This window comes from Bacteroides sp. MSK.18.37 (genome assembly GCF_019129155.2).
GTDB lineage: Bacteria > Bacteroidota > Bacteroidia > Bacteroidales > Bacteroidaceae > Bacteroides > Bacteroides ovatus.
Genome location: NZ_JAHOIB020000001.1, coordinates 2,918,774 through 2,931,947, shown reverse-complemented (window position 1 = coordinate 2,931,947; position 13,174 = coordinate 2,918,774). Strand labels below are relative to the sequence as shown.

General features: G+C 39.2%; 7 protein-coding genes. All 7 read left to right on the top strand.

The window, feature by feature from the left end; translation table 11 throughout:
* The first annotated feature begins 37 nt into the window (after positions 1-37).
* The 7 genes from KSX81_RS11975 (at position 38) to KSX81_RS11945 (ending at position 13,052) form a co-directional block, all read left to right on the top strand.
* Positions 38-1,213, top strand: coding sequence for a FecR family protein (locus KSX81_RS11975; RefSeq protein WP_004324148.1), 1,176 nt, complete (start codon positions 38-40; stop codon positions 1,211-1,213).
* Positions 1,214-1,345: 132 nt separating this feature from the next.
* Positions 1,346-4,696 carry a SusC/RagA family TonB-linked outer membrane protein gene (locus tag KSX81_RS11970; protein WP_118418429.1) on the top strand — a complete coding sequence of 1,117 codons (3,351 nt, stop codon included), beginning with the start codon at positions 1,346-1,348 and terminating at the stop codon, positions 4,694-4,696.
* Between the two features lie 16 nt (positions 4,697-4,712).
* Complete coding sequence (locus KSX81_RS11965; protein WP_217725722.1) at positions 4,713-6,242, top strand: RagB/SusD family nutrient uptake outer membrane protein; 1,530 nt, start codon at positions 4,713-4,715, stop codon at positions 6,240-6,242.
* 9 nt (positions 6,243-6,251) lie between these two features.
* Positions 6,252-6,929: a DUF4843 domain-containing protein gene (locus tag KSX81_RS11960; protein ID WP_118418431.1), complete on the top strand. Its 678-nt coding sequence runs from the start codon at positions 6,252-6,254 to the stop codon at positions 6,927-6,929.
* Positions 6,930-6,945: 16 nt separating this feature from the next.
* Positions 6,946-8,604 (top strand): PKD-like family lipoprotein, encoded by a 1,659-nt coding sequence (locus tag KSX81_RS11955; RefSeq protein ID WP_217725721.1) that lies wholly within the window; start codon positions 6,946-6,948, stop codon positions 8,602-8,604.
* 15 nt (positions 8,605-8,619) lie between these two features.
* Entirely contained in the window at positions 8,620-10,968 is a 2,349-nt protein-coding gene (locus KSX81_RS11950; RefSeq protein ID WP_118418432.1) for a zinc-dependent metalloprotease, read from the top strand.
* A 26-nt stretch (positions 10,969-10,994) separates the two neighbouring features.
* Positions 10,995-13,052: a DUF5117 domain-containing protein gene (locus tag KSX81_RS11945; RefSeq protein WP_118418433.1), complete on the top strand. Its 2,058-nt coding sequence runs from the start codon at positions 10,995-10,997 to the stop codon at positions 13,050-13,052.
* Positions 13,053-13,174: the final 122 nt, after the last annotated feature.

Sequence of the window (13,174 nt, the reverse complement as noted above, 5' to 3'; positions counted from 1 at the left end):
CTTTAAAACGTAAATATATATATTGAATACACTATTTATGGATGAAAAGAATATAAATATAAGCAAGTCGGAAGAAGAACTCCTGGAAATTATGGAGAATCGTTCGCATATAACTGCTGGTCAATTGCATAATTTGGAAGAAGATGAGGAATGTTTGCAAGCATGTTCTGATTTGGCAGAAATTGTGATAGAGATGCAGAAAGAGCAAAATTTACTGGCAATTGATGTCCGGAAAGAACTGGCAGATTTTCGTAATAAACATTCTAAGAATGATCGAAGAAAAAATACACGCATACTGTGGGCTAGTGTCACAGGTGTAGCGGCGGCTGTTGCCATCATTTTAGTTTTGCGTGCAATGATGATTTCCTCACAACCGGAAATTATTAAAGTGTTTCAAGCCAATCATATTGCCCAGGAAGTCACTTTACAAGTGAATGATGAGAAAGAAATAAAGCCATTGAAAGAAGTGGTAGAATCTCTTTCGTCTTACTCTACTGCGCAGTTGTCTTCTAAGGAAATAGATTATAGTCGTGCTCTCCTTCAGACAGAAACCAAGGAAGTAGGAAAACAGAAAGTACAGATACATAGATTAAGTATTCCTAGAGGAGAGACATTTAAAGTTGTTTTATCCGAGGGGACTGAAGTATTTTTGAATTCAGACAGTCGTTTGGCTTATCCTACGGTTTTCAAAGGAAAAGAACGAGTCGTCTCTTTGGAAGGTGAAGCCTATTTTAAAGTTGCTAAAGATGCAGCACATCCTTTTATCGTGAAAAGTGGAAATCTGCAGATTCGTGTATTGGGAACGGAATTTAATGTACGTAGCTACTCTCCTACTGATGTCCGTGTTACGCTCATTACAGGAAAAGTGGCTGTGAGCGATACTTGTGGAGTCCATAGTGTTGAAATGGTGCCAGGACAAAGCGTACAACTTTCTTCTGACGGAACATTTGCCGTGAATGAGGTGGATATTGAATCATTTTTGTATTGGAAGGAAGGATTTTTCTATTTTGACGATGTTGCTCTGGTTGACATGATGAAAGAAATAGGACGTTGGTATAATATAGATATTGAGTTCCGCAATAGCAAAATCATGGATCTTCGTATGCATTTCTTTGCAAATCGTCATCAGGACATCTTTCACTTGATTGAATTATTGAATCGAATGGAGAGAATACATGCTTATTTTGAAGCAGGAAAACTAATTATCGAATAAAAAGCAAGCAAAAAGATATAAATCTGAATAGAAAAATATATTTCTGAAAAAAAACTATTTTAAGGGTAACCATTCTTTTTTAAACTTCGTATACAATTAAAAGAATGAAATATTATTTAACTATTCAGGCTTATGAAAAGAAATCAGGCACAGAAGTTCATTGTTTTATTCTTGCTTTTCCTTTTTGCCTATTCATGGCGTGTAGAAGCACAGACAGGTAAAGAAAAGCAAATAACAATGGAGTTTAAAAATGAAGGGTTACCCTCTATTTTTAAACGTTTTGAAAAAGTATCGGGGTATAAAGTTCTTTTTATCTATGATGAAATTAGCTCTTATACTTCTACCGGAAAAGTAGAAAAAGCTACAGTTGATGAAGCGTTGAAGGTGATTATTGGAAAAAATCCGTTGAAATATCACATTGACGGACAATTCATCAATATCACACAAAAGGATTCTAAAAAGTTTTTCTCACAAGTAAAAGGAAAAGTGCTTTCCGAAGAAGACGGGCTTCCGGTGGTTGGTGCCACTATTATAGTGGAAGATCCTAGTAATATCCGTACTATCACAGACAATAATGGTAATTTTCAGCTTTCTGATGTTCCGAAAGATAGCCGTGTCAGAATATCGTATGTAGGTTTGGAAACCCAGTTTTTGCATCCTTCATCTTATATGTCGGTAGTGATGAAATCTGATACAAGGGCGCTGGATGAAGTAGTGGTGACAGGTATGTTTAACAGAAAGAAAGAAGGATTTACCGGTTCAGCTGTTACTATCAAAGGTGAGGATCTGAAGAAATATAGTACGAACAATGTGGCTAAAGCGATAGCCGCTGTCGCTCCCGGACTTCGTATTGTGGATAATATCAATATGGGATCTAATCCGAATGGTTTGCCTGATATGCGTATGCGTGGTAGTGCAAATATGGATATGGGCACACAATCTGTAGATTTTAATTCTACCAGTAATGATGTGCTGGCAGTTCAGGGCGAGTATGAGACGTATGCCAACCAACCGTTGCTTATCATGGACGGATTTGAAATCAGTATACAGACACTTGCCGATATGGATCCCGATCGTGTTGCTTCTATCGTTTTGTTGAAAGATGCGGCAGCTACGGCTATCTACGGTTCACGTGCGGCAAATGGAGTAATTGTTATCGAAAGCAAGACGCCCAAACCGGGACGGATCTGGGTGACATACGGTGGGGAACTTCGTATTGAAGCTCCGGATATGACCGGATATAACTTGATGAATGCAAGAGAGAAGATAGATGCAGAGTTAAAAAGCGGACTTTATACATACGGTGGCGAGACTGTTGAAAAATGGCAGCTCTATCAGTCTAAATTGCGTGAAGTATTGGCGGGAGTAAATACGTACTGGTTGGACAAACCTTTGCAAACAGCTTTCCAACAACGGCATACCGTTACATTGGAAGGTGGTGATGAAGCCTTGCGTTATCGGATGTATGTAGGATACAATAGTTCTCCGGGTGTGATGAAAGACAGTAAGCGTGATGTATTGACCGGATCGCTTGATTTTCAGTATCGTCTGAAAAAAGTGTTATTAAAGAATAGCATTACGTTGGATAATTCGGTAGCTAATGAGTCTCCGTGGGGAAGTTTCAGTGAATATACCCGCTTGAATCCTTATTTGCGTCCGTATGGAGAGAACGGGGAGATACAGAAACGGCTTGATAATTTTGAAGGAGTAGGCGGTGAATCGAGTTATCTGAATCCGATGTACAATACGACATTCAACAGCAAAGATCAGAGTAAGAACTTCACAGTACGTGAACTTTTCAGGGTAGAATATAATCCTACTAATGATTTACGTTTTGAAGGAGCTTTCAATTTGTCTAAAAGTGTAGGACATCGTGATATTTTCCGTCCTGCACAACATACGCTTTTTGATAATGTGACCGATCCTACCTTAAGAGGTGATTACCGCAGAAGCCAGAGTGAAGCTGTCAGCTGGGGAATCGATTTGACAGGAAGCTGGAACAAGCAATTGAAAGACCATTATCTGACTGCTAATGCACGCATGAGTGTATTGGAGAATAATTCGGAGACTTATGGAAACTATGTGACCGGTTTCCCGAATGATAATATGGATAACTTGTTGTTTGGTAAGAAATATAACGAGAAAGTGACGGGTGATGAGAGGACAACACGCTCTATCGGTTGGGTGGCTGCCGGAGGTTATTCTTATAAATATAAGTATTCGTTCGACTTTAATATACGTTTGGACGGTTCTTCACAGTTTGGAAAAAATAACCGTTGGGCTCCTTTCTGGTCAACAGGATTACGCTGGGATTTGAAAAAAGAGAACTTCATGAAAGATGTATCTTTTATTTCCGATTTCATTTTGAGGGGTACATACGGTACGACCGGTTCGCAAGGTTTTGATCCTTATCAGGCACATGGTTATTATACATACTCTAATTTGCTGCTTCCTTATTACTCATCGGATGCAACAGGTTCGGAAATCCTGGCTATGCATAATGAGAGTTTAAAATGGCAGACAACGAAAAGCACTAACCTTGCTTTGGAACTCGGTTTCTTAGACCAGCGTCTTACCGCCCGTGTGGAGTATTACCGGAAAATAACAGATAATATGGTTACTTCGGTAAGTCTTGCCCCTTCTCTTGGCTTCAGCAGTTATCCTGAAAACCTGGGAAAGATAGAGAATAAGGGTTGGGAAATCTCGCTCTCGGCTATTCCTTATAAGAATACTGCCAAGCAGGCTTATTGGACCATTACGGTGAATGGTTCTCGCAATACAGACAAACTGTTGGAGATATCGGAAGCAATGAAACATAGGAATGACCTGAATGCATCAAATCTGAAAGATACACCATTGCCACGTTATGAAGAAGGCGAATCTCTTTCCCGTATTTGGGTAGTACGTTCATTAGGTATTGATCCCGCTTCCGGAGATGAAATATTATTAAAGCGTAACGGAGAAATGACCAGTGCCGTTAACTGGAGTGCGAATGATGTAGTACCTATCGGCAATACGGAACCTACATGGCAAGGATATATTAATTCTTCCTTTACATATAAAGGTTGGGGAGCAGATGTCAGTTTCAGATACCAGTTTGGCGGTCAGGTATATAATCAGACTTTGCTTGACAAGGTGGAAAATGCCAATCTGAAATATAATGTAGATCGGCGGGTAAGTCAGTTGCGTTGGGCTAAACCGGGTGACAAGGCACAATTCCGTACTCTTACCCCCAGTGGTTGGGAAACGAAAGCTACTTCTCGGTTTATCATGGATGAAAATATATTCCAGGGAAGTTCGTTGTCTGTCTACTATCGCATGGATCGTACTAATACAAAATTTATCAGCCATTGGGGATTGAGCTCCGCCAAAGTGACGTTTAATATGGAAGACTTTTTCTATTGGTCTACAGTGAAACGCGAAAGAGGTCTGTACTATCCCTATTCCCGTCAGTTTACTTTTGCTTTGAATGTTGCTTTCTAATTAAAAACATATTTGTATGAAACAGATAATATATATACTATTAGCAACAACCATGCTGGGACTTATGTCTTGCAGCGACTGGTTGGATGTATCTCCGAAGACTTCTATTCCTACCGACAAGCAATTTGAGTCGGAATCCGGATTTAAGGATGCGCTTACAGGTATTTATTTGAAGTTGGGAACCCAGACATTGTATGCCGGAGACTTGACTTATGCTTATTTGGATGAACTGGCAGGATTATATTCTGATTATCCGGGATATAATACAAATGTCGTTTTCGACCAGAGTATTGTATTTGATTATGAGAACATGTTTTTGAGTAAGAAGAATGGGATTTACTCAACGATGTATAATATCATAGCCAATATTAATAACTTCCTGGAGTATGTAGACAAAAATAAAGATGTCCTAGTTACCGAACGCTATTATGAAACCATGAAGGGAGAAGCACTTGGGCTTCGCGCTTTTCTTCATTTTGATTTGTTGCGTATGTTCGGTCCTGTTTATAAGGAACATCCTGCATCCAAAGCTATACCCTACCGTACTACTTTTGATAAAGATGCTACTCCTGTTTTACCAGCCAGCGAAGTGGTAGACGCTATTCTCAAAGATTTGAATGACGCAGAAAAATTACTGAAAGAGAACGATCCTCTTGATTTCTTTACCGGCCGGACGGATGAAGATTTTACAGAGAAAAATCATTTTCTTGTCAATCGTGAATTTCGTATGAATCTATATGCGGTTAAAGCTATGCTGGCCCGTGTATATTGTTACAAAGGTGATGCGGAAAGCAAAGGATTGGCCACGGAGTATGCTAAACAAGTAATTGCCGCTTCTAAGTATTTTACATTGTACAAGTCGCAGACTGCTTCTAATTACAACTCCATACGCTATGCAGAGCAAATATTTGGAATAACAGTGAATGAATTCTCCAACTTGCTTATTGGCAACTATATGGATATGGAGAATACCAATACTCAGCAACGTTTCTATCTGGATGGAGATAAATTCAAATTCTTCTATGAAACAGCCGACGCAGGGAATACCGACTGGAGAAAAAATACGGAAATGTTTGAAGTTGTTAATAGTGGGGCAAGTCGTGATATAAATGTCTTTTGTAGAAAATATAATCAGAAGCCTCTGAATATCGGATACGTTTATTCCGGTGCTAATGCAGTTCCTTTGATACGCTTGCCCGAAATGTATTATATTGTAGCGGAATGTGCGTCTTCTGCATCAGAAAGTGCTGATGCATTGAATACCGTACGTTTTGCACGTGGTATCTCTTACAGTGACGAGATTATAACTACCGGATATGATGATCTTGATGTAGCTTCAAAAGAAAATAAGAATCAGACTAAACGTATCAATGAAATTATGAAAGAATATAGGAAAGAATACTTTGCGGAAGGTCAACTTTTCTATTTCTTGAAAGCGCATAATTATAGTACTTATTACGGTTGTGGGATTGAAACGATGACTGAAGCCCATTATCAAATGACATTACCGGATGATGAGTATATTTTTGGAAACAACTCTAAATGATGAAGTATTATGAAACGTATTATATATTTTGTTTTAGTTATTCTTGTTTGCGGCATTTATGTGGGATGCAGTGAAAACGAGATAGACTTATATGACCAGACACCACGTATCAATTTCTATGTCAACACACATGTCCGTACTTTGGTTGATACGGATTATGTGAAAAAAGAACCTTATGCTATAGACAGTTTTACGGTAAGGATACAAGGAGATCTTTTGAAAGAGAATCGTGATTTTTGTGTGAAAGTAACTCCGAATCGTGACTATCAGAATTCGATAGATGTACTATTGGAGAGCAAGTATACATATACTGAACTTGATACGGTTTGCCAGGTATTTTACTATAAGATTAATCGTCCGAAAGTAGAGTCCGGTAGAAATGTGTATGGTTGTTACTTGGAATTTGATTTGGACAACCCTCTTCATCAGTTTGACAAAGGATTGGTAGAAAAGAATCAGGAAGTGTTAAATGTCAGGTGGGAACTGAAGCCGGATGAGTGGGAAGATTGGGTATTTGGCAGTTATAGTGATAATAAATATATGTTTATTATGAATGTATGCCAACGCGTGTGGGATGATCTGGAAGATGAGGATGTTGACAAGGTCAAACAAGCTTACAAAGAATACATTGAAGCAGGAAATCCTCCTATTCCAGGCGAAGACGGTGATGAAATTGATTATGAATAAGACTAAAAGAAATGTTATGAGAAAATATATCATCTATATAGCAAGTTTTGTCGGATCGGCTTTATTGCAAACAGGCTGTTACGATGACAAGGGAGATTACGATTATCATGATGTAAATACAATGGAAATTGTAATACCTGAAACCAAGTTACGTATGCCAAAGGAAGAAGCGGTGGAAGTTTCTATCATGCCACAGATTTCTCAGACATTGGAACAGAATGAGGAAGAGCTTCTATTTCAGTGGAAACGTCTTAATCCGGATGCTAGGTTGGGTTCGGACCGATTGGCTGATTATACGGATTACTCTGTAGGAAAAGAATGTAAGATAACAGTTGAACCCAATGAATCTAACAATATAGGTTTGATGTTGGTTGTTTCGGATAAGAGGAATGGAACTGCATGGTATCAGCAAGGGCAGGTGACAATTATCAAGCCGTTTAACCCTTGTTGGTTTGTCCTTCAGGAGAAAGAAAATAAAGGAGTGCTTGGGGCTATTGAAGGAACATCGGAAGGGTATTATGTATATCCGGATGTGTTCCGTTCGGAAACCGGAACAATGTTTCCTTTAGATGGGAAACCATTGGCAGTGACTGCCCGGCGTGAATATGGAGGGGATCGGACGTCTATATCTATTATGCCTCCTTTTTTTGGATTGAAGATTGTTCCTATTTTGACACTGGTGACAGATAAGGATGCAGCTTTGTTTACTCCAAGTACATTAGAAATGATGTATCAATCGGATAAAATATTATTTGAGCCGGTTCAACAAGGCAAAGCAATAAAGATTGATGCTTATAAAATGGATAAAAACGGTGAATTATTTGTGAATGACGGAAAGTCCTATTTCGCCTATATGGATGGTTTATGCGTACCTTATACCATTCAGAATGAAGCTGGTGATTATCTTTCTGTCGCTACTTATGGTTCTTTTGGAACAGAATTGGTCTTTTTTGATTCTTCTACACATTCATTCCTGAATGGTTGGGCTTTATCAGGGTTCGGTGATTATATGAATTCATATTATATTACCAAGCCTATTCGTTCAGGTTCTTCAAAGTGGAATGATCAACGTTCGATAGAAGCATCCACTATTAACCCTGATGATGAAGAAGGAAGTGCCTTCAATCCAAATAATATTGACCCTTCTTTACAAGTGAAAGCAATAGTTACAGGAGGAAATAGTGGTAATTATGCTTATGCCATTGCTTCTTCTCAGAGCGGGAAAGATTTGACGGTATTTAAATTTAGTGCTGATTGGGAGAATGAGGATCCTACTTGTGCAGGTTTATATACTGTTTCTTTACCGTCGGAAATAGATGTAGAAACTGCCAAGTTTGCTGCTTCTTATGCTTATACGGCAGATCTTCTGTTTGTAGCTTCCGGTAATAAGTTATATCGGATAGACTTGAATCGTGGTCTGGTGACAGAACTTTATCAATATGAAGCGGATCCGTCAGCGCAAATTACATGTTTGAAGTTTAAAGATGCTGAAAATGAAGAAGAACTCGGCATGTCTCTCGGATTAGGTATCAATACAGCTGATAAAGGTGTAGTTGTAGAATTGCAACTGACAGTGGCAGGTGATGTGGCCCGCGAAGAAAACAGTATTTGTGTTTACGAAGATCCCGAGCAACCCATTGGGAAGATTGTTGATATTAGCTATAATTATGAATAGTATAAATCGCTCTTTATGCTAAAAGGAATTATCAGTGCAGTATTTCTTGCTGTTGCCTGTACTTTTTTGTACGGGCAACAGCCAAGTATTACTACTTTTCTAAAAGAAGGAGCACCAGTGGAAGTTATTCCTGGTATGTTTACTACTTATCGAAGTGATAAACATATATATTGGGAAATCCCGGATTCATTGATTGGACGTGAATTTGCCGTAACAACTACTATTCTGACTGCTCCCGCCCGTCCGGACCGGGATATGGAAAAGACATTCGGATATTCGGGTGATATGATAGGTCCGGTATTCTTCAGTTTCAGGAAACAGGGTGATGAATTGTGGATGATAGATCCACAACATGAAAGGATCATAGAAGATCCTGAAGGAGTATATGCGAAGATTGCTGCCCAACGTGGGAATAACAGACTTTATAAGAGATTGCCGGTCAAAGCAAAGACTCAAGGAAGTAGTTTGATAGAAATTGGCGAAGTATTAAAAGATTTTCCTTTGTTTAATCTTGATATTGTATCTTTTGATTTATCAATAGGTACGCGTTTAAGAGAGAAAGATTGCATCAAGGAAATCAAGGGATATGATAATCGCTTGTTGGTTTACGTATCACGGGCTTATCGAAGTTCATCGATAGGAATACCCGGTAGACCGGTTTCGGCTCCTTATGTCGGTGATTGGGATACGGGTGTTTGCATTAAGCTATTATCAAAAAATCCATTGGAAGCAGTTCCTGCAAATAACGGAGCCTACTTCTCTATCGGCAAGGAGTGTTTTCAGGGCGATCAGCCCGCTGTCCGGAAAGCTGTTGTCAAACGGTGGCGTTTGGAGATAAAGCCGGAAGATAAGGAGAAATACATAAAAGGTGAATTGGTGGAGCCAATACAGCCTATTATCTTTTATATAGATCGTAATACGCCGGAAAAGTATATCGGTTGCATCATTGAGGCAGTACGTGACTGGCGTCCTGCTTTCGAGCAAGCCGGATTTAAGAATGCCATTGATGCACGATTGGCTCCCACTGCCGAAGAAGATCCGGATTTTAGTATTTATGACAGTACTTATCCGTTTATTTCATGGAAGATATCAGGACGAAATAATGCTTATGGCCCGTCTCCTTGCGAATCGCGGTCGGGTGAGATTATTGCTTGCCACATCGGTATTTTCAGTAGCGTGTTGAATTTGGAACAGAAATGGTATTTCGCCCAATGTGGAGCCAATGATCCGCAGGCATGGAACATAGAATTGCCGGACTCTTTGCTATTTGAACAGATAAAACAAGTCTTGACACATGAAGTCGGTCATACGTTGGGATTGGAACATAATTTTCTAGGTAGCTCTCATTATTCCATCGATCAATTACGTGATAATGATTTTTTAAGTCAACATAGTATAGGTAGTTCTATTATGGACTATGTACGGTTTAATTATGCTTTGCGTCCTCAAGATAAGGTCGATTTGGAAAACAGACGGATACGTGTCGGTGAATATGATAAGTGGGCTATTGAATGGGGTTACCGCATATTTCCGGGTAAGGATGCTTCTGAAAGAGAAAAGAACAGGAATCGATGGAATCAGGAAAAACAGAAAGATCCTTCATTGCATTTCTTAGGTGGGATGGATGTACGGGCACAGGCGGAAGACTTAGGTAACGACCATGTTATTGTCAATACACAAGGAATAGAGAACTTGAAATATTTGTGTGAACATCCGGATGTCTGGAATGTAACGGATAAAACGTCTTTATATGTATTACAGGGGCGTTATGAAGCCGTATTAAATCATTATAAACAGTGGGTGCAGCATGTTTTGTCGCATTTGGGTGGAAAACGTCTTGCTGAAGCCGATAATAAGAATATTTATATACCGGAAAAGGCTGATTACAATAAGAAAGTGATGAACTTTATACAGACTTATGTATTACAGCCTCCTGTATGGATGTTTAATACAACGTTTACCAATAAATTAGAAATAGATACCAGTCAGGAATTCGATCGTTTTTATGAGGAGCTTATGTCGGAAATAATCCGTTCTCTTCGGAAGGTAGAAAAAGCGGAGGATGCTTGCGAGGGGATGTTATCTGTAAATGAGTTTCTGGAAAGTATGCATGAAGGATTATTCGTCGAATGGGCTAATAAGGGTCTTGTAAGTGAAGCGAAGCATAAGGTACAGATACTTTATGTAAATAAACTCTGTGATTTACTGAATCGGTCGGGAAAGACAACCTCGTCGAAATTATTAGTTTCTGTCAGGCAAGCTTTGAATAGAATTAAGAAAGAGGGGCTTGAATATAGTCATAGGGTATCAGAACCGGTTGCTAGAAAGCGTGCTATGTTTCTTGTAGATAGTATTATATTTTAAGGATGAAAAGCAAAATAAAAAGACTCATGAATAAGAGAAAATATGTGATTTTTATATTGCTGTGTATGACTACATGGCTTCAGGCACAAGATTCCGTCAAGACGTTTGATGAATTCTTTGTCACCGGAATGAAAAAAATAGAGGGAGTATTTCCTGTATATGTAGCGGAGAAAGAGGTTTATCTGGAAATACCCGGTGAATATATCGGGCGGGAGATTGAAGTGCGAGGACAGATAGATAGAGGCTTCGATTTACTGAATCGTCCTGTTACCGGTTTGGGGGTAGTACGCATCATGTCTCCTGATAAAGCTACGATTTGTTTCCAAAAACCGTTTTATACAGAACGTATTCTGGATGAAAAGAGTGTATATCAGCAGTCATTTTCATTGTCGAATATACAACCTGCCGGCGATAGCTATCCGGTAGTGGCTTATTCGAAAGAACAAGGAGCCATTATCAGGATCACAGAATATCTGGTAAACGGCAATGACTGGTTCAGTTATAATCATACTTTTATCCGTTCGTTGGTTCCGGAACTGTCGGAGTTAACAAAAATACATCCTTTTGAAGAAGGGGTGTCCTTTACGGTCAGGCGTTATCACGGGGTTGAGGCGGAAAGATATATGTTTTCCAGCTCTGCCATTATATTACCTGAAGGTAGCATACCTTTGGAGGTTACTTGTGTAGTACGTTTGCTCCCTCAAAAGAAAGATCAGATCCGCCTGGCAGATCACAGGATACCCTATCAGACATTGACTTTTAAAGATTATTCCCAAGATCCTTATTGTATGGTAGAAGATTCATTAATTCTTCGTTGGGATATGTCGAAACCGCTTACTTTTTATGTAGATACGCTTTTTCCGAAGGAATATTTTCAAGCTGTGAAAGAAGGAATATTGGTATGGAATACTGCATTCCGCAAGGCAGGTATCCGGGATGCTTTACAAGTGAAGTATGCAGACAGCAAAATTATTCCGGCCGAACAGCGTGCTTTCGTTTCTTATGATTTGATGATGCCGGGGATAAAGAGTGACTTTACCTGTCATCCTCGTACCGGAGAAATGCTGTCATGTCGGGTGAATATCGGACATGGATTTCAAAAAGGAAAATTGGATGACTATTTGTTGAGTTGTGGTGCTTCGGATCCACGTATAATAGCCGACCGTTATTCTAAGGAGGTGGAAAAAGAGTTGTTGCAAAATGAAATAACAGGGGAAATCGGGCATCTGTTAGGTTTACGTGGAAATCTGTCAAAAAGCTCGTGCGGAACGACTGTAAAAGTAGCGGACGATGCTTGCCGGGCTATTTATTTTGGTTATAATCGTCTCAAAGGAAGTAGGAATTGCTATGATGAACGGGAGCAACTCCGCCGATGGATAGATAAAAACCTGCCGGATGGGACTTTTTCTCTTCCGTCATCCGATTATGCAGCAAAAATGTCAAATCTGCAGATTGTACTAAATCAATTGGACAAGATTGTGTATAAAGGAGGAAAAAGGGACAAGGGCAGTTCACTCATTGATATATACAGGAAGGCTATTCGTCTGTATGGAAGTTATCTGATGGAAATAGCTGAAACAGTGGGAAGTTCCCAACCGGCAGACGCACAACATCAAGCAATGCTTGAACTGGACAACTATTTATTTCATCCTGCAGAAAAGATGGAATGTACGTATGTAAAAGAGAATTTACTGGAAGCAAGAAATAACATTCTATATCCGGAATTGGTAAAGATGTTCAAGCACTTACTAAGTATAGAAACCATATCGGCTCTTAGATTGCAAGCATTACATAGTAATCAAAAAGGATATAGTGATGACGATTTCTTCCGGGATTTGTATAAAGGGCTGTTTAATGATTTTGATCCGTCGGTTGCTGTAAGCTATGAACAAATGGATATCCAGTTGATATGTCTGGACGCATGGTTGGATATCATACAGGAAAATGCAAAACATAATAGTATAACGAAGCGTTTAAAGGACGAATTGCATAGTCTGTACAACAGATTGGAGAAGCTTAGCACGATACATTCCCAGGCAGAGGTGCGTGATATGTACACTTTACTTATGGGAAGAATAAAGTGATATCTCTGTTATTTCCTGCATATTGTTCAAGAAGATAATTTGTTTGGGATGATGAAAAAATGGTCGTACAGATAGGATAACCTATAAGTTTTGGGTTATCTTTGCTATGATTTATGAATAAA

Bases quoted from the DNA above. Each gene is read 5' to 3' on its own strand.
- KSX81_RS11975 (WP_004324148.1), top strand. From the start codon at position 38: ATGGATGAAAAGAATATAAATATAAGCAAGTCGGAAGAAGAACTCCTG.
- KSX81_RS11970 (WP_118418429.1), top strand. From the start codon at position 1,346: ATGAAAAGAAATCAGGCACAGAAGTTCATTGTTTTATTCTTGCTTTTC.
- KSX81_RS11965 (WP_217725722.1), top strand. From the start codon at position 4,713: ATGAAACAGATAATATATATACTATTAGCAACAACCATGCTGGGACTT.
- KSX81_RS11960 (WP_118418431.1), top strand. From the start codon at position 6,252: ATGAAACGTATTATATATTTTGTTTTAGTTATTCTTGTTTGCGGCATT.
- KSX81_RS11955 (WP_217725721.1), top strand. From the start codon at position 6,946: ATGAGAAAATATATCATCTATATAGCAAGTTTTGTCGGATCGGCTTTA.
- KSX81_RS11950 (WP_118418432.1), top strand. From the start codon at position 8,620: ATGCTAAAAGGAATTATCAGTGCAGTATTTCTTGCTGTTGCCTGTACT.
- KSX81_RS11945 (WP_118418433.1), top strand. From the start codon at position 10,995: ATGAATAAGAGAAAATATGTGATTTTTATATTGCTGTGTATGACTACA.